This is a genomic window from Sporosarcina pasadenensis (assembly GCF_047228845.1).
Taxonomy (GTDB): Bacteria; Bacillota; Bacilli; order Bacillales_A; family Planococcaceae; genus Sporosarcina.
The window spans coordinates 14394-32578 of sequence record NZ_JBFEGM010000009.1; the positions used below are offsets into that span (position 1 = coordinate 14394).

General features: G+C 50.0%; 19 protein-coding genes. 5 read left to right on the forward strand and 14 right to left on the reverse strand.

Annotation, left to right across the window (positions count from 1 at the left end):
- The first annotated feature begins 71 nt into the window (after positions 1 to 71).
- Together AB1K89_RS12860 and AB1K89_RS12865 are read left to right on the forward strand one after the other, a co-directional pair.
- Positions 72 to 947, forward strand: a complete 876-nt coding sequence (locus AB1K89_RS12860) for a TetR/AcrR family transcriptional regulator (RefSeq protein ID WP_413055120.1) — start codon at positions 72 to 74, stop codon at positions 945 to 947.
- 62 nt (positions 948 to 1009) lie between these two features.
- Positions 1010 to 1807, forward strand: a complete 798-nt coding sequence (locus AB1K89_RS12865; RefSeq protein ID WP_252501818.1) for a TIGR00266 family protein — start codon at positions 1010 to 1012, stop codon at positions 1805 to 1807.
- A gap of 141 nt (positions 1808 to 1948) precedes the next feature.
- Here AB1K89_RS12865 and AB1K89_RS12870 read toward each other — a convergent pair whose 3' ends face one another.
- The 4 genes from AB1K89_RS12870 to AB1K89_RS12885 all read right to left on the reverse strand — a co-directional run bounded on the left by AB1K89_RS12870 (position 1949) and on the right by AB1K89_RS12885 (position 7313).
- Positions 1949 to 3268: a YjiH family protein gene (locus AB1K89_RS12870; protein ID WP_413055121.1), complete on the reverse strand. Its 1320-nt coding sequence runs from the start codon at positions 3266 to 3268 to the stop codon at positions 1949 to 1951.
- A 90-nt stretch (positions 3269 to 3358) separates the two neighbouring features.
- On the reverse strand, positions 3359 to 4612 hold the full coding sequence (gene hutI / locus AB1K89_RS12875) for an imidazolonepropionase (protein WP_413055122.1): 1254 nt from the start codon (positions 4610 to 4612) through the stop codon (positions 3359 to 3361).
- Positions 4609 to 6282 carry a urocanate hydratase gene (hutU, locus tag AB1K89_RS12880; RefSeq protein ID WP_413055123.1) on the reverse strand — a complete coding sequence of 558 codons (1674 nt, stop codon included), beginning with the start codon at positions 6280 to 6282 and terminating at the stop codon, positions 4609 to 4611. Before hutU ends, hutI begins: the two co-directional genes overlap by 4 nt.
- 185 nt (positions 6283 to 6467) lie before the next feature.
- The gene (locus tag AB1K89_RS12885; protein ID WP_413055124.1) at positions 6468 to 7313 is read right to left on the reverse strand and encodes a pyridoxamine kinase; all 846 of its coding nucleotides are present in this window, start codon (positions 7311 to 7313) and stop codon (positions 6468 to 6470) included.
- A gap of 204 nt (positions 7314 to 7517) precedes the next feature.
- Here AB1K89_RS12885 and AB1K89_RS12890 point away from each other — a divergent pair, with 204 nt between their 5' ends.
- Positions 7518 to 8069, forward strand: a complete 552-nt coding sequence (locus AB1K89_RS12890) for an ECF transporter S component (RefSeq protein WP_413055125.1) — start codon at positions 7518 to 7520, stop codon at positions 8067 to 8069.
- 62 nt (positions 8070 to 8131) lie between these two features.
- Here the strand turns inward: AB1K89_RS12890 and AB1K89_RS12895 are convergent, their stop codons facing one another.
- Positions 8132 to 9559: a helix-turn-helix transcriptional regulator gene (locus AB1K89_RS12895; RefSeq protein WP_413055126.1), complete on the reverse strand. Its 1428-nt coding sequence runs from the start codon at positions 9557 to 9559 to the stop codon at positions 8132 to 8134.
- A 78-nt stretch (positions 9560 to 9637) separates the two neighbouring features.
- On the opposite strand from AB1K89_RS12895, the gene hutG reads away from it, so the two are divergent.
- Entirely contained in the window at positions 9638 to 10585 is a 948-nt protein-coding gene (gene hutG, locus AB1K89_RS12900) for a formimidoylglutamase (protein ID WP_413055127.1), read from the forward strand.
- 46 nt (positions 10586 to 10631) lie between these two features.
- Here hutG and AB1K89_RS12905 read toward each other — a convergent pair whose 3' ends face one another.
- The 7 genes from AB1K89_RS12905 to AB1K89_RS12935 form a co-directional block, all read right to left on the reverse strand.
- Entirely contained in the window at positions 10632 to 11594 is a 963-nt protein-coding gene (locus AB1K89_RS12905) for a 2-hydroxyacid dehydrogenase (protein ID WP_413055128.1), read from the reverse strand.
- Between the two features lie 265 nt (positions 11595 to 11859).
- Positions 11860 to 12870 carry a GTP 3',8-cyclase MoaA gene (gene moaA, locus AB1K89_RS12910; RefSeq protein WP_413055129.1) on the reverse strand — a complete coding sequence of 337 codons (1011 nt, stop codon included), beginning with the start codon at positions 12868 to 12870 and terminating at the stop codon, positions 11860 to 11862.
- A 5-nt stretch (positions 12871 to 12875) separates the two neighbouring features.
- Complete coding sequence (mobA, locus tag AB1K89_RS12915) at positions 12876 to 13448, reverse strand: molybdenum cofactor guanylyltransferase (protein ID WP_413055277.1); 573 nt, start codon at positions 13446 to 13448, stop codon at positions 12876 to 12878.
- Positions 13448 to 13681 (reverse strand): molybdopterin converting factor subunit 1, encoded by a 234-nt coding sequence (gene moaD, locus AB1K89_RS12920; protein WP_252501804.1) that lies wholly within the window; start codon positions 13679 to 13681, stop codon positions 13448 to 13450. Before moaD ends, mobA begins: the two co-directional genes overlap by 1 nt.
- A complete protein-coding gene (locus AB1K89_RS12925) occupies positions 13678 to 14124 on the reverse strand; it encodes a molybdenum cofactor biosynthesis protein MoaE (protein WP_413055130.1) in 447 nt (148 codons plus the stop codon). Before AB1K89_RS12925 ends, moaD begins: the two co-directional genes overlap by 4 nt.
- Complete coding sequence (gene mobB / locus AB1K89_RS12930; protein ID WP_413055131.1) at positions 14111 to 14623, reverse strand: molybdopterin-guanine dinucleotide biosynthesis protein B; 513 nt, start codon at positions 14621 to 14623, stop codon at positions 14111 to 14113. The genes AB1K89_RS12925 and mobB overlap by 14 nt, the downstream gene beginning before the upstream one ends.
- Entirely contained in the window at positions 14620 to 15876 is a 1257-nt protein-coding gene (locus tag AB1K89_RS12935) for a molybdopterin molybdotransferase MoeA (protein ID WP_413055132.1), read from the reverse strand. Before AB1K89_RS12935 ends, mobB begins: the two co-directional genes overlap by 4 nt.
- 62 nt (positions 15877 to 15938) lie before the next feature.
- Between AB1K89_RS12935 and moaC the strand changes: the two genes are divergently transcribed.
- A complete protein-coding gene (moaC, locus tag AB1K89_RS12940; protein ID WP_413055133.1) occupies positions 15939 to 16436 on the forward strand; it encodes a cyclic pyranopterin monophosphate synthase MoaC in 498 nt (165 codons plus the stop codon).
- Positions 16437 to 16580: 144 nt separating this feature from the next.
- Here the strand turns inward: moaC and AB1K89_RS12945 are convergent, their stop codons facing one another.
- Positions 16581 to 17093: a MogA/MoaB family molybdenum cofactor biosynthesis protein gene (locus AB1K89_RS12945; protein WP_413055134.1), complete on the reverse strand. Its 513-nt coding sequence runs from the start codon at positions 17091 to 17093 to the stop codon at positions 16581 to 16583.
- Between the two features lie 13 nt (positions 17094 to 17106).
- Positions 17107 to 18126 carry a ThiF family adenylyltransferase gene (locus AB1K89_RS12950; RefSeq protein WP_413055135.1) on the reverse strand — a complete coding sequence of 340 codons (1020 nt, stop codon included), beginning with the start codon at positions 18124 to 18126 and terminating at the stop codon, positions 17107 to 17109.
- Positions 18127 to 18185: the final 59 nt, after the last annotated feature.

Sequence of the window (18185 nt, forward strand, 5' to 3'; positions counted from 1 at the left end):
ATTGCAGTGCTTTATTTGATAAAATAAATTTATACTCGTGGTTCAAATCGAAATTATACAGGGTGATATTAATGAATGATCGTAAACGCCAAGTCATGTTAATTGCAAAAAAACTATTTATCGAGAAAGGATTCACATCCACTTCCATTCAAGACATTTTGGAGGAAGCAAAAATCTCCAAAGGGACTTTCTATAATTATTTCACTTCCAAAAACGAATGCCTTATGGCCATATTGGAAGATGCGCATAACGAGTCGGTCATCCGTAGGCGTGAACTGCTCGTCGGGCGTAATAAAAAGGAAAAAGACATATTGGCTGAGCAGATCCTCGTCCGTATGCAAGTAAATCGAGAACTGAATTTACTCCCGATCTACGAAGCAGTTTTTTTCTCCAACGATCAGGAGCTCCGGAATTTTGTCAAAACGTATCATCTCAGCGAATTGAAATGGCTTGCAGGCCGCATTGTTGATGTCTACGGCAAGGAGGCGGAGCCCCATTCATTCGATTGTTCCGTCATGACATTAGGAATGATTCAGCAACTCCGCCATTTTTGGACCGCCGGATCCTCTAAGGAACTGGACATCGAAAAGCTTGTTCACTTCACGTTCAGGCGGTTGGACGCCCTCCTATCCGATATGATTGAACAGAAGGATGTCTTGCTTGAAAAGCATATGATTACACCTTTAGGGGTTCCTTCGGGAGAATTGAAGGAAAAAATCCATGACGAACTTCACTCATTAAAAAGTGAGTTGGAGCTGGATGAAAGCAACTTGGAATACACAGACTTCCTCTTAACAGAGTTGCAAGCCGAAAAACCACGAGCGGCCCTCTTGGAAGCGGTCGGCCGTTCATTCCGCGAAGCTAGCAACGGCACGAAACTGGTCGACCGTGTGAATGAAGTCTTGTATTTACTATGGAAATATATCGATTTGATTAATACAAAATGATGAAACTTTCGAAGGAGTCCGCCGTACAATTAGTCAGCAACTAAACTTGAGGAGGCTATTTCATGAACAATCACGAAATCGATTTCAAGCTGTACGGAGACGATATGCAATTTGTAGAGGTCGAACTCGATCCGGGCGAGACGGTCGTTGCAGAAGCGGGTTCCTTAATGATGATGGAAGACGGAATTGAAATGGAGACGATTTTCGGTGACGGCTCAGGTAATTCCGGCGGCGGAATTATGGGCAAGCTTATGGGAGCCGGAAAACGCTTGTTGACCGGAGAAAGTTTATTCATGACGACATTCACGAATGAAGGATCCGGTAAAAAGCATGCCTCTTTTGCTGCACCATATCCCGGCAAAATTATCCCGATGGATTTAAGCCAACTTAACGGCAAGATCATTTGCCAAAAGGATGCGTTTTTAGCGGCAGCAAAAGGCGTTTCTGTCGGAATCGAATTCCAAAGGAAAGTCGGCGTCGGCTTTTTCGGCGGCGAAGGCTTCATTATGCAAAAGCTTGAAGGGGACGGCATGGCTTTCGTCCATGCTGGTGGAACGATCATCGAGAAGACACTTTCCCCAGGCGAAACACTGCGTGTCGACACAGGTTGCCTCGTCGCCATGACGCAGGACGTCAATTATAATATCGAAATGGTGAAAGGCGTCAAGACGGCATTGTTCGGCGGCGAAGGATTGTTTTTCGCAACGCTGAGAGGACCGGGTAAAGTATGGATCCAATCCTTGCCATTCTCCAGACTTGCAAGCCGCGTCTTCGCTGCAGCACCGCAAGTTCCAGGCGGCGGATCACGTGACGAAGGCAGCATTGCAGGCGGGTTGTTCAATATGTTAGGCGGGAAATAAAAAAACCAGAACGTCCCGAAATGGGCGTTCTGGTTTTTGCTTTTTAAACGTCCCGATAACTCGCCTCAATTGACCGATAACTGTCAGGAAATGACCGATAATAAAAACACCCGGAACCATACCGGGTGTTTTGAACCTCACCTATAGCAATAAATACGCAATCGGCGTCACAATTACGATTGTCAAAATGACGCGTTGCACCCAAATTGCGATGAGCTGTGGAATGGAAATCGGAATTTCCGTCGATACGATACACGGCACGACCGCCGAGAAGAAAATAATCGAAGAAACTGATACGACCGCAATGACGAACTTGACGACCAATGCAGATTCCACGACGAGCAACGCCGGCAGGAACATTTCCGCGATTCCGAGCGCACTTGCTTTCGCAACTAACATCGGCTCCGGCAACTGCAGCGCCCATGTGAACGGATAGAAAATGTAGCCAAGCCAGTCGAATACTGACGTGAATTCGGCTAGTACAAGCCCCAAAAGACCGATCGACAAGATGGAAGGCAAGATCGCCATTGCCATCAATAGCCCATCCTTTACGTTGGCAACAATGTTTTGCGCGAACGTCGGCGCCTTTGAAACGGTCTCCATCGCTTCATTCCAAGCAGCAGCGAAGCGTTTCCCTTCCGGCTTCACTTCCGGCTGCGGAGTCGAACCTTCATAATACTCGTTCTTGATTGAACGCAACGGCCATAAATGAACAGTGATTGCTGTGACGATAAATGTGACAACCAATGTCGTCCAGAAATACAAATTCCACATGCTCATCAAGTCGAGCGTCTTTGCGACGACGACCATGAATGTTGCGGAAACTGTCGAGAACCCTGTCGCAATGATGGCGGCTTCCTTCGCCGTATATTTCCCTTCTTTATACACACGGTTTGTAATCAAAAGCCCCAATGAATACGAACCGACAAATGACGCGACGGCATCAATCGCCGATCTGCCCGGCGTCTTCCAAATAGGACGCATAATCGGCTGCACGAGGACGCCGACAAATTCCAACAAGCCATACCCTACTAATAAAGCGAGGAATACCGCACCGATCGGGACTAATAAGCCTACAGGAATGACTAACTTATTCAACAGGAATGGCCCCATGCTTGGTTCAAACAGCCATGCAGGTCCAAAGTTGAATACGAGCATGATGCCGACAACTAAGCCGATCACTTTAAAAAATGAAAAGACCATATCGACAGTCGATTTTTTCCACGTGCCTGAAACGAACGGATAAACCGCCCCGGCTAGGATGACGAGCAATGCATAATACGGCAGCGCCCCTCCAAAATGCGTTTGTATCCATGTGACAATATGATCCAGCATGATGGAATTCTTTTCACCAATCGTAACCGGAACGAAAAACATGAATGCCCCAATTGCGCTAAAGACAAAAAACTTCCACATACCAGGATTCGATTGCGTTTTCACTTTCTCCCCTATTTGTGCCATGAACTTTCCCCCTTCTCCTAATGTTCCAACAACTCCCATTGAAAGAAAGCCGTGAATGAAACTCTGTCTCTGTTCATTCACGGCAAGGCCTTATCCTACGACCTGTTCTCCCTTTTTCCAAACCTTATCGACATGATTTACGCCGAATAAATATTGAAGCTCCTGGTAGTTCGAAATATTCCACATGACGACGTCCCCTTGCTTCCCGACTTCGAGCGAACCGACTTTGTCCTCCATCCGGATTGCACAAGCGGCATTCATTGTTGCCGCAACGAGCGCTTCCGCCGGAGTGAGCCGCATCGAGATGCACGCCAAGTTCATGACGAGCGGCATTGACGTCGTCGGCGACGAGCCTGGATTGCAGTCCGTCGAAATGGCGACGGCAACGCCTTCATCGACCATTTGACGGCCTTTCGCCGCTTCCTCACGCAGGAATAAAGCAGTTGCCGGCAATAAACAAGCGATTACTCCCGCTTCCGCCATCTGCTTGATCCCTTCGTCAGACGCCTTCAGCAGATGCTCCGCCGAGATGGCGCCGACTTTCGCCGCAAGCTCCGCCCCGCCGTACGACTCGATTTCGTCCGCGTGGATTTTCGGAATCAACCCGAGCTTTTTCCCGGCTTCCAAAATGCGTTCCGATTGTTCGGGCGTGAACACGCCGACTTCGCAGAACACATCGTTGAAGACTGCCAGCTTCTCTTCTGCCACGACAGGAAGCATGTCGTTAATAATACTATTAATATATTCATCTTCATTGCCTTTATATTCTTGTGGAACGGCATGCGCGCCCATGAATGTCGGCACAATGTCGATCGGATGGGTTTCATTCAACCGCTTCGTTGCCCGAAGCTGCTTTAGCTCCGTTTCCAGATCAAGACCGTAGCCGCTTTTCCCCTCGACAGTCGTCACTCCGTGCTTCAGGAATGAATCGAGCCGGCGCGAAGATTGCTCCACCAATTCATCTTCCGTCGCCTCGCGTGTCATCCGCGTCGTCGCATGGATGCCCCCGCCCGCATTCATGATTTCCATGTATGTCGCGCCTTCGAGCCGCATTTCAAACTCACGCTCGCGGCTGCCCCCATAGACGACATGCGTATGCGGATCGACGAGACCCGGCGTCACAAGACGTCCCGTTGCATCGATAACATCCGCTTCGGATGCCCGGTCTCCGTACTGGCGCTCCAATTCCTCAGTCGTCCCGATCGCTGTAATGACTCCATTTTCAATCCACACACTGCCGTCTTCAATGATGCCTAGTTCAGACATTTCCTTGCGCTTACGCGGCTTATTCTCTCCCGCAATCGTCGCTAGTTGTGCTGCATGTTTAATCCAAATTGGTTTCAAGAATTTCCACCTTCCATCATCGGGATGTTAACCCCTTTTTCCTTCGCTGTTTGAATGGCCAAGTCATAGCCTGCATCGACATGACGTGCAATCCCCATTCCTGGATCTGTCGTCAAGACGCGGTCAAGGCGCGCTTCCGCTTCCTTCGTTCCGTCCGCAACAATGACCATGCCAGCGTGCTGGGAGTAGCCCATGCCAACGCCGCCTCCATGATGGACAGATACCCAAGTCGCTCCGCCTACCGCGTTAATCATCGCATTCAGAATCGGCCAATCCGAAACGACATCCGAGCCGTCCTTCATCGCTTCCGTCTCACGGTTCGGGGAAGCGACAGAACCTGAATCGAGGTGGTCACGCCCGATGACAATCGGCGCACTCAGCTCGCCACTTGCGACCATGTCATTGATGATCTTCCCGAAGCGCGCTCGCTCGCCGTACCCTAACCAGCAAATCCGTGAAGGCAGGCCTTGGAACTGGATTTTCTCCTGCGCCATTCGGATCCAATTGCAAAGATGTGTATTGTAGCTGAATTCACGTAAAATGACTTCATCCGTCTTCCGGATATCTTCCGGGTCTCCGGAAAGCGCCACCCAACGGAAAGGCCCTTTCCCTTCACAGAACTGCGGACGGATATAAGCTGGAACGAATCCAGGGAAATCAAATGCGCGCTCAACGCCCTCGTCCTTCGCTACTTGGCGGATGTTGTTCCCGTAGTCGAACGTGATCGCGCCTTTATCCATCATCTCGACCATTGCAGAAACATGCTTCGCCATGGAAGCTTTCGACCGTTTTACATATTCATCCGGATTCGAAGCGCGTAGCTCCGCCGCTTCTTCAAGCGACATGCCGGATGGAATATAGCCATTCAACGGGTCATGCGCAGACGTCTGATCCGTCAATACGTCCGGATTGAATCCGCGTGCAATCATTTCTGGCAATAAATCCGCCGCATTCCCAAGAAGACCGATGGACAACGCCTTCCCTTCCGCCTTCGCCTCTTCCGCAAGGCGGATCGCTTCATCAAGAGAATCTGTCTTCACGTCGGTATAACGTGTTTCAATACGGCGATCGATCCGCGTTTCATCGACTTCGATGCCGATGCAGACGCCTCCAGCCATCGTGACTGCGAGTGGCTGCGCACCGCCCATGCCGCCGAGCCCCGCCGTCAACGTAATCGTTCCTTTCAAGGACTGCCCGAAATGCTGCTTAGCTAGCTCCGCGAACGTTTCGTACGTCCCTTGCACAATCCCTTGCGACCCAATATAGATCCAGCTTCCCGCCGTCATTTGCCCGTACATCATCAAGCCCTTCTTGTCTAGCTCATGGAATGTATCCCAATTGGCGTAAGCTGGAACGATATTCGAGTTGGCAATCAACACACGAGGCGCATCTAAATGCGACTTGAAAATGGCAACCGGTTTCCCCGATTGAACCAATAACGTCTCATCGTTCTCCAGTTCTTTCAATGAACGGACAATCGCGTCAAAGCTCTCCCAGTTACGCGCAGCCTTGCCAATCCCCCCATAGACGACAAGCTTCTCCGGATGCTCCGCCACGTCAGGATGCAAATTGTTCATGAGCATCCGAAGCGCAGCCTCCTGCTGCCACCCTTTCGTATGTAGTTCCGTGCCTGTATATTGAACGACTTTCTCCACTGTATCCGCTTTCATTTTATAACAACCTCCCTTTCGTTACTATCATTCTATAAGGAAAGTTCAGTTAATTGTTTATGAATTAAATGTATTTTTATACTTTATTGACAATCAACGTGTTGTTTTGTGAATTATTTTGATGATTATTAATAAAAAGCGAGCATTTCTTGATTCAATCAAGAACCTGCCCGCTTTGTTTATTGTTATAGCAACATCCTCAAAAACGATTCGAAATTCACGCCTGCCTCTCTCGGTATCTGTTCCTTCGCCGTCGCTTCGATGGCAGCGGTTAGGAAACTCTCCGCCAGCTTCATCGTCTCTGCAACATCTTGGCCGCGCATCATGCCCCCCATGATGATGGATGCAAATAAATCACCCGTTCCGGAATAGCTCACCCCGTTATATTCCTGAAGACTGTGAAACGAACGGTTCGCGTCGATATACATATTGCCAACTTGTCTTGATTCCGTAACGGCTGGCGGGTTCAAGCCGGTAATGATGACTTTCGCGTCGGTCATTGACTGTAACTGGCGCCCCGCCTCCTCAATCGCGAATATATAATCTTCGTTAGCTTGATAACTCTGCAACTTGTCATATGGAAGGTCCGTCAACAAACAACACTCCGTTACGTTAGGCGTAATGATATCCGCGCGCTTCACGAGTTCCTTCATATAGCCAATCAGCTCATCCGTAAAAACGTCATACAATTCTCCGCGATCGCCCATTACCGGGTCGACTAGCAGCGATGTCCCTTCCTTGTAAAACGTATGTAAGAATGAAAAGATATTTTCAATCTGCTCTTTTCCTGTCACGAAACCCGTATGAATACCGTCAAAAGCAGCGCCCAATTTGCTCCACTCGTCTACGAAATGATTCATCTTCGCTGTCAAATCTTCGCAATAATAGCTCGGATACTCAGTTTGCGACGTCAAGATGGCTGTGGGCAGCGGAACTGCCTGTACACCCATGACGGACAATACCGGAATCGCTGCCGTGAGCGAGCATTTTCCGAAGGATGACATATCTTGGATGACCACAACTTTCTTCATTGGAATTCCCACCTAACTCGTCGATTCTTTTATATTCTACATCGTACCACAACAAGGAAGACGCAGAATCAATGACGAATCATTTTTTCACAAATCCATCTGACCCCTACAATTTATCCTGAACTGATACTTTTTCGATGGTCAGTCATTTGATAAAGTTAAGTTATTCGAAAAATCCTAATTAGTGAGGAAGAGGAAGCGCAAATGCAAATTACACAACGCCAAACCCATGCAAAGACGCATGCTAAAACATTTGACTTAGTACTTACGGCCATTTTGGCAACGCTTGTCCTTGTTTCAACGATGTTCATTAATATTAAACTTCCGATTGGCCAAGGCGGCCTAATCCATTTAGGGACAGCTATGCTGTTCATCATAGCCATTCTATTCGGTCCAAAAAAGGGAGCGTTGGCCGGAGCTATCGGAATGGGCTTATTCGATATCTTCGGAGGCTGGCTCATTTGGGCCCCAACGACCATTGTCGCCCGTGCCTTGCAAGGCTATATCGTCGGTAAAATCGCTTGGTCGAACGGACGCCGGGGAGATAGCATCAAGCTCAACATAGTAGGAGCTATCGCATCGATGCCGGTCATGTTGGCGGTGTACTATGTCGGGCAAGGAATTATGTATAACAACTGGGTGGCGCCATTAGCATCCATACCAGGTGACATCATTCAAAACGTTGTCGGGCTGATGATAGCAATTCCGCTCTGTATCGGGCTGAAAAAAACACCGTTCTTCCGGAAGAAATACTAAAATAGAAAAGCAGCGAAGAAAAGTTATTTCTTTTCTTCGCTGCTTTTTCTTTCAATTAGGATCTATCTTATCCTGAACTGATAAGGCGTCACGTCTGTCTCTTCTTTAAACCGACGGCTGAAATAAGTCGCATGGGTGAAACCGGTCGAGTGGGAAACTTCGGCAATCGGCAAATCAGTCTCTTTTAACAAACGCTTCGCTTCTTCTATGCGGGTTTTCAGCAATGCCACGCTGAAAGATTCGCCCGCTTCCGCTGCATATTTCCTGCTCAACGTACTTTTATGAATCCTCAACTCTTCCGCACATCCCTCCAAGTTCCAAGAAGCATCCCAATAATTAGCCGCAATTCGTTCTTGCACTTTATCGGCGAGTGACCTCTTGCCTTCCACAATTCCTTCAGTACTTTGAAGCAGCTCTGCAATGAAGGATAAGAATGACCGAATGATATGATACATGACCGGCTCCCGGATAACTGTTTCAAAAACCGTATGGTAATCGTGCTCAACCTTCTGCGATTTCAAGGATTTCGCCGTCATATACCGGCGGATTTGCGCAAGGATGCTCGTCAGCCGGACACGGACCATTTCAGGATCCGGGAATGGCGATTCAAGTGTAAGGAAATCCTGTTCCATCCACTCCCGGATCTCCGCCACTTGCCGTTTCTCAAGCATCTCCACCCACTTCCGCTGCTCGAGCGGCGATAAAAACGGATCCATATCCCGCCAATGAAAACCCTCTTGTTCGATCGTCAAAATATCGTAACCATCATAAAAAATACGCTCGTGATACTTGCGCATTTTCTTATAAAGTTCCCGATACGTACGGTTCTGGCTTTCATCCGCATGCAAATAAACCGTCAGCAAGGCGTCCGACTGTCGTTTCCATTGCGCGAAAAAGATCGAATACGCTTCTTGTAGCACGTGCACATCTTTCAATTGATGGACGACGAGTACAAAATCCGAAAACGGGAAGATGTCAAATGCAGTCGGAAAATCATGCAATTCGAGTTCGCGGACGAGATGGTCGAGCTCTTCCAACCGTGATGGCGCGATTAAACTTAAAAGCACTGGGGTTTCCGCTTTTGTTTCGCCGATGAGAAAATCTTCGTATGTGACGACTGCCTCCCGCTGTTGGATGGGACCTTTTAGCTGCGTCCTTTCATTCCGCCAGCGGAAACGGATCTGCTGAACTTGTTTGACGAGCCGATCGGGCTGGAACGGCCGGAAGAGGATGTCTTCCGCTTTCAGGGAAAGCGCTTTATAGACTGTTTGGAATGTCCTTTCGGAGGAGATGCCGAGCCAAATTGCGTGTGGTGGCAGTTCGAATTCCGCTGTCATGATGTAGTTCATGTCGATGATGTAGAGGTAGGCGTCGTCAGCAGAGGCCGCCCCCTCCGCAATCTCCACTTTGACGTCATTCCATTGAGAAGTAAGCAGCCATTTTAGCCCTTGCGCTTCGAGTGGATCTTTAATAAGCAGTCGTATTTTCATGCGATCACCTTTTTCCGGGTTTGATTTATTTGAAACTGCCATTATACTGATGGCAAGAAGTCTTTCATTTCAGAAAGGATGGGTTTCGTGAATAAAGTCAATGAATCTATTTGGACGGGTCGGACTGACGATACGGGGGACCGCGCGAGTTTCCGTTATCATCAAGTCGTTGAACTGGCTAATATCGAGCAAGTTTCTGGCGGATGCGCCATCATCGGGTTCGAATGCGAGGAAGGCGTCAGGCGGAATAAAGGGCGTTTGGGCGCGGCGGAAGCTCCGAATGCATTGCGCGGCGGGCTTGCGAATCTTCCATGGCGTTTCTCGGAAAACGCTCGGATTTTCGACGTCGGCAATATTGCTTGCGACGGCGAAGACTTGGAGTCTGCTCAACAGCAACTTGGCGAAGCGGTGGCGGCAATCCTTGCGAAAGATGCTAAGTCGGTCATCCTCGGCGGCGGCCATGAAACGTTATATGGACATTATCTCGGTGTCCGCAAAGCCATTGGCAAGGATGCAACGCTCGGCATCATCAACATCGACGCGCATTTCGATTTGCGCCCGTATGACGAACAGCCTTCATCCGGTACGATGTTCAGACAGATTTTAGAAAGCGATCCGAATGCCCGCTATTTCGTCGCCGGCATCCAGCGATACGGAAACACGCAGGAGCTGTTTGACCGGGCGGATTTGTTAGGCGTTACATACGTGCACGAAGACGAAATGATTCCTGGGCATCTCGATAAGCTGATGGAAGCGCTCGAAGATTTCATGGCACAGCATGACGCGGTGATGCTTACGTTATGTACGGATGTGTTGAATGCGGCATTCGCTCCCGGCGTCAGCGCCCCTTCCCCGTTCGGGTTGGATCCGTCCACGGTGCGCGCCATCATCCGGAAAGTAGCTGGGCATGGGAAAACGCGTTCCTTCGATATTTGCGAAGTGAATCCCGCTTTGGATGAAGGCGGACGTACTGTGAAGCTCGGCGCTCATTTTGTGAATGAAGCGATTGTAGGTTTGATGAAATAAATGATAAGAAGTTGCCCGCCATTGATTGCTCGGCGGGCTTTTTTACTCAAACGACACGGTTTTTCGGCTCTTTTCCTTCCAGCACATCCGTGATTGCATCGACATTCAACTTCATCATGGCGTGGCGCGTTTTGACGCTTGCACTGCCGATATGCGGAACCGCTGTGACGTTCGGCAATGTGAGCAATGGATGGCGGATCGGAATCGGTTCCGTTTCAAAGACGTCCAGTCCAGCCGCGAAAATCGTTTCGTTTTTCAACGCATCATATAAGGCCACTTCATCGACGATGCCTCCGCGTGACACGCTGATGAGGGTCGCCGTTTTCTTCATGAGCGACAGCTCCCGTTCACCGATCATCCCTTTTGTCTCTTCCGTGAACGGGGCTAGAATCACCACATGATCCGAGCGTTTCAAGAGGTCGTCCAATTCGGCGAACTCAAACCCGTACTCCTCTTCCGCTTCGGGCTTCCGGTTACGGTTATGGTAGAGTACATCCATGTTGAACCCATTCGCCCTACGTGCAACCGCCTCACCGATCCGGCCCATACCGATGATGCCGATTGTTGTCCCATGCACATCCATACCGGCGAAGCCCATCGGTGTCCATGACAGCCATCCACCTTGCCGCAACTCCTTTTCAGCAGAGTTGAACTGGCGCGCTGTCGCAAGTAGTAGTCCGAATGCGAGATCCGCCGTCGTTTCTGTAAGCACATCAGGCGTATTCGTCACGATGATGCCTTTCTCCTTCGCCGCTTCCGTATCGATATTGTTGAAGCCGACCGCCAAATTCGAAATTACTTTCAAATTCGTCGCACTTTCCAGCATGCCCCTGTCAATCGTATCGGATAGCATCGTCCAAAGCGCGTCGACTTGCGCAATTTCTTCCCTCAATACCGCTTTTGTCACCGCCACCTCTTCCGAATCCCACATCCGGACAGTGTACTTCTCCTTTAGCGGCGCAACGATTTCGTCCGGTAGCTTCCTTGTAATAAACACAGTCGGTTTCATTCCAGCCCCTCCAGTTTCTCTTTTTACCTATTTTAGCACAATTCAGTCGGTTCATTTTCCCCCTTGCCCTTCGCTCCGAAAAGTTATCAATCATTTCCGGGCGGATATCGATCATTTCCCGACATTTATCGATCATTCGGGCGGACTTATCGTTTATTTCCCAATATATATCGATTATTTCCCGAGAGTTATCGTCATTTTGTGACCTTTGACCTATCTCTAACACAATAAAAAGTGCCCCGCATTCTAGCGAAGCACCCCTCAATCATCCACCAATATAACTCATATCAATCTTCTTCCGGTTTTTCACTGTCTGTTCCGTCCGCTCGTCAGAATAGCGGTCCGCACGGTGTTTCCATACGCCGATAATTGCATCCAACAACTCTTCATCCGACTTGCCGCTGCGGATCAACTCCCGTAAATCGAACCCGCTAGAAGCAAACAAGCACGTATACAACTTTCCATCCGACGACAGCCTTGCCCGCGTGCAAGTCGAGCAGAACGATTCCGAAACCGATGTGATGAAGCCGACTTCCGCCCCGTTGTCCAAATAACGATATCGCTTCGCCACTTCGCCGTAATAGTCCTCTTCAGCAGGCTCCATCTCATATTCCGCACGCAACATTTCATAGATTTCCTTTTTGGTCACGACACTGTCGAAGCTCCAACCATTATCGTTGCCGACGTCCATGAACTCGATGAAACGCAATGTAATGCCGCGCTCCTTGAAGTACGCCGCCATCGGAAGGATTTCACTTTCATTGACGCCTTTTTTCACGACCATATTCACTTTGATCGTAAAGCCGATATCCTTTGCCCGGTCGATATTGGAAAGGATGAGATCGGGTTTGATTCCACGTCCGTTCATTTCACCGAAAATGACGGGATCGAGCGCGTCGAGGCTCATGTTGAGGCGACGGAGTCCCGCGTCATATAAGGCTTGCGCGTATTGACCGAGCAGCACGCCGTTCGTCGTTAGTCCGATGTCCTCGATCCCTTCGACTTCTGTGAGTTTGGCAATCAAAACCGGAAGGCCCCTGCGCATTAGCGGCTCGCCGCCCGTCAACCGGAGCTTCTTCACTCCGAGAGACGCAAACAGTTTCGCGAACCGTTCCATCTCTTCGAATGAAAGCAGTTCACTTTTTGGCAAAAATACATAATCATCCCCGAATATCTCCTTCGGCATGCAATACGTGCAACGGAAATTACAGCGGTCCGTCACCGAAATCCGCAAATCCCGGATCGGCCGGCCTAATTTATCTACAATCGGATTCACTTTCGTCAACTCCTTTCTAAGATGTCCGGAGTATTCGCATTCATGAATATCCGATGAGCGTCGTCTTCCGTCAGCAATTCGCCTTCAATCCACCGGACTCCATGTTTCTCCTGAACGTCCATGACCCGTCGCTTTCCGTTTTTAAGCGCTTCTTGCAAATCCGGAAGTGCTGCGGCATCCCATACCGATACGAGCGGATGATATTTTCCGTCCAAAACGACAGCCGTCACACCCGACCTATGACAATCGAGCAAACGGCCGATTACGTCGGCCGTCATGAAAGGCATATCGCAAGGCAGAACGATATAGCGTTCAGCACGCATCTTCTCCATTCCCGACAATATTCCCGCTATCGGTCCTTGCCCTGCAAACGGCTCCACATCTGTCGTCACAAGCATGCCTTCAGGAAAACGGTCCACCAGTTCGGGACGAGTCACGATGACAATTTTTCCGCAGTATGGAGACAAAGCTGCAAGCGACCATTCATAGAAAAAACGCCCCTCCCATTCAGCAAACGCCTTCGGGGAACCGAATCGACTCGACAACCCTCCAGCAAGAACAATGCCAGCCGTTTTCATCAACCGCCGCTCACCGGAGGAATGAAAGCACAAACATCACCCGACTTGATGACGTCATCTTTCAAAGCGTACTCTTCATTCACAGCCACTTGGACATTGTCCGCACCGAATCCCGGGTACGATTCCTCCGCCCAATCAAGCAGTTCAGCGACCGTCATCGAATCGCGGTTGAGCGTCTCTTCCCCTTTACCCGTCAACTCACGCAATCTCGCAAAATAATTCACTTTGATCAATTTTGTTCAACCCCCTTTTCAGGATATTTCTTCTGAGCACCAATCCACTCTTCCCCGTCTTCCCAAATTTCCTTCTTCCAGATGGGCACGACTTCTTTAATACGGTCGATGGCGTATTCATTCGCCTCATAGGCCGCTTTCCGATGCGGCGACGAGACCGCGATGACGACGGCGATATCCGAAATTTGCAGCTCTCCAATTCGATGGGCCATCGCGACGCGGACGCCCGGCCATTTCACTTCCATTTCCGCACCGATTTCCGCCATCTTCTTTTCCGCCATCGGGACGTAAGCTTCGTAGGAGAGATAGAGTGTCTTCACTCCATGCGTCCACTCCCGCACATTGCCGGTAAAGACCGTGACAGCGCCGGCTGAAGGATGAAGCACATAATCCATATATTTTTGAACCTCTATAGGTGTTTCAACGATTTCATATTGTTTCATCGCCATCTCCCTTTCCGACCCAGTGCAAAAACCATTCGTCGATCTGCTCCGCATGATCCCGCGAATGAAAATGGGGACAATCTGTCTCAATTTCAGGACACCCGATGACGAGCAGCTTACCTTCCAACTGAGACAATGTTTCCCACTCTTCCACATTTTTCAGAAGAACAACTTTGTCCCCAATTTCACCTTTATAACCCTCGATCAATAACACATCCGGATTGCCCATCGAGACCATTTCTTTGATTCTGGTAAACTCCGGTTCCTCGTTCCAAACGAATTGAACTGCTCCGCCGCCCGCTACGAGCGTCGCATCCGCACCATTTGCCAAAAATTGCGACGTATCGGTCGAGGCTGCGCCCAAGTCCGGCTTACCGCCATGCCCATGATGCTTCAGCACCGCAACCGACAAATCGTTCTTCTTCAATAAACGGACCCATCTCGCAATCAATGTCGTCTTGCCGCTATTTTTATAGCCGACGACATGTAATGTCTTCACAACGTCCACTCGCTGACACCTTGCTCACTGCCGACCAACAGAATATCGACTTCGGCCCCCTCGACATATCCCCTCGTCCCGCTCGGCAAGACGATTAGGCAATTCCCGCGTGCGATCGACGATACGGCGTTCGATTTATTGAATCCTGCAGGCACTGCGATTACTCCATCTGACGTCAACTTCCACGTCGCCCGGATGAAACGTGTGAACGGATTCGGCTTCGTGAAATCTTCGCCGAGTTTTGCGGTCATGTGCGGCATATAAGGGGTTGTTCCCCCCATCATCGCAAGGATTGCGGGTCTTGTAAACAGTTCGAACCCTGTGAAGCAGGCGGAAGGATTACCGGAAAGGCCGAATAAGAACTTGTCTCCGAGAACCGCAACAGTCGTCACACTGCCGGGGCGCATCGCCACTTTGTTGAATAAAACCTTCGCGCCGAGCCGCTCGTAAATCGCCGGCAAATAATCATAATCCCCGACGGAAACGCCGCCCGTCGTAATGAGGAGATCTGTCTCTTCAATCGCCTTTTCAACAATTGATGTACAAGCATCCAGATCGTCCGCCGCCATCCCGTACGACTTATAGTCGATGCCCATCCGCTTCAATTGCCCGCGAATCATCGGACCGTTCGAATTCCGGATTTTGCCTGGCTCGAGTTCATCCGCTACATCTAGCAGCTCCGTCCCCGTCGATAAAATACCGGCAACCGGACGTTTTGCGACCTTCACTACCGCATAGCCGAACGTCGCAAGCAAGGCGACTGTGCCGGGATGGATTAGCGAGCCCGTTTCGATCAACAGCTCGCCCGCTTTCGCATCCTCGCCTTTGTACGAAATATTCTCGCCCGCTTCAAACGGCTTGCGCAATGTGAATCCGCCATCCGTTTCGACCGTTTGCTCGAGCATGACGACCGCATCCGCGTTTTCCGGAATTTGCGCGCCTGTCATGATCCGATATGCTTCCTTTTCACCGATCGGCTTCTCTCCGACATGACCCGCACCGATTTCCCCGACGACTGAGAAAGAAATCCGGTTGTCGCCCGCTGCACCTGCAGAATCGAGCGACCGTATCGCGAATCCGTCATAAGGCGATCGATCAAAAGGCGGTACATCGTGCTTTGCGATGATCGGTTCAGCCAGCACTCTTCCGTAAGCAACCTCTAAGCTGACCATTTCCGTCCCGATCGGCTGGGCATGGTCCATCACTAACTGGACCGCCTCGGCGACAGGAATCGGTTTTCTCATTTCCACCATTGCGAACACTCTCCTATCTTCTGATATACTAAAATTTACTATGTTTGAAGGGAATGAATCCATTGTCTGAATTGACACACTTCAACGAACAGGGACATGCCAAGATGGTTGACGTTTCCGACAAGGCGGTGACGACGAGAACCGCAATCGCCGCTTCATCGATCATTGTAAATGAACTGATCCACTCGCAAATCACCGAAGGTACCAATAAAAAAGGGGATGTCTTCGCCGTCGCGCAAGTCGCTGCAGTCATGGCTGCGAAAAACACATCGTCCATCATTCCAATGTGTCATCCACTTGCCCTTACCGGCGTAGATGTCCGCTTCGAATGGAAAATTGACGAATCTAAGCAGCATTATGAAGTGCTCATCGAAGCGGAAGTAAAGACAAAAGGCGTCACCGGCGTCGAAATGGAAGCGTTGACGGCAGCCTCCGCCGCGGCCCTCACCATTTACGACATGTGCAAGGCGGCCGGCAAAGAGATGGTTATTGGCCCGACGATGCTGCTGAAAAAGACTGGCGGGAAAAACGGCGACTTCGAACGGACGGCGCGTGAATGAGAACTTTTTGACGCTGAATGAGAACTTTTCGACGTTAAACGAGAACTCCTGGCGCGGAAACGAGAACTCATCAGCGTTAAACGAGAACTCCGACCTCAAGATCGAGAACTTTTTTGCGCTGAATGAGAACTCACGACCAACCGATCACTTCCGATGCTTCGTCAATTCATGGACGATATGATGAAGCTCCGGAAGGATCAGTTTTTCCATCGCCAATTCCACTGCTTTAGACGAACCCGGCAATGCGAATAAAACTTGTTCCTCAATCGCCCCTGCAGTTGCCCGGCTCAACAATGCCTTCGAGCCTACGTCTTCCGTATAGCTCAAAAACCTGAACAATTCACCAAACCCGTCGATCGTCTTCGTAAAATACGGCTTCACGGTTTCAATCGTGATGTCCCTATATCCGATTCCCGAACCGCCCGTTATGATGATCGCCTCGACAGCCGGATTTCCGAGCCACCGCTCCACATGCCGCACGATTTGCTCCCGCTCATCAGAACAAATCTCGTATCCTGCAATATGATGGCCAGCGTCTTCCGCCATCCGGATGATCGTCCCCCCGCTCTTATCCGTTTCCTTTTCCCGCGTATCGCTCACCGTCAACACGGCAATCCCAATCGATTTCTTCTTTTCCGCTTCTGTTAGATGTGACAACCTATCCACCCCCTCACCCAAAAAATTGATGATACAGTTTCCGGCCTTCCTTCATATCTTTCAACCCATGAATGAGCAGCCTTCCGTTTTGGAATAAAACGCAACGATACCCTTCCGCATGGAATTCCACAAAAAATGGGGTCGTCCGATATTCCGTCCCCAATCGCTCGGCCACTTGTACTCCGTCCGTGACTGACAAAGGTCTTCCACCGTCTGGAATAATCTGTACGGTCTCCCTTCCGCAAAGGACAGCATAATGGGTGCCTTCCGGTTGATTCAATGAAGGATATGTAGGTGCCTCGCCACACGTTTCACAATTTACGTTCCGGATCCGCGAAATGCCCGCTTCCGCTTGGGTATTGTTCCAAACATCAAAATGCAATAGCTTCGTGATCATCGCGTCATGATTGCCGGTCAGCCACTTCAACGCCTCCGCGGACTGCCTTGCCGCCACGATTTGGACAGCAGGCGCAATGATGCCAGCCGTATCGCACGTTTCATTCACCGACGGGAGGACCGGCAGCAAACAACGGAAACAAGCCGACCGACCTGGGACGAACGGAAAGACAGTGCCCGAACTGCCGACGCAGGCGCCGTGAATCCAAGGAATCCCCTTCTTCCAAGCGACGTCGTTCATAAGAAGCCTCGTTTCAAAGTTGTCCGTCGCGTCCATGATCAGATTGGCATCTTCCGCGAGCTTTTCAAGCAAAAAACCGTCCACATGATCGAGTACTGTCCGAATCTCGCAATCTTGCCGGATTTCTTTCAGCCTCCGCTCGGCAGCGACGACTTTTGGCACCCCTTCTAGCGCGTCTTGTTCGGTAAACAGTTGTTGCCTTTGCAAATTGGACAATTCTACGTAATCCCGATCCGCAATTGTCAGTTTGCCGACCCCCGCCCGGACTAGCGTCTCAGAGATAGGGGAACCGAGAGCCCCGCAGCCGATGACGATTACGTGCGCGTTCTTCAATAATGCTTGCCCATCCTCGCCAATCGGCTTGAAAAGCGTCTGGCGCGAATATCTCTTACCCACCCTGATTATCCCCTTTCAAATTCACACATCTAGCTTCAATACACATTTCATACATCCCT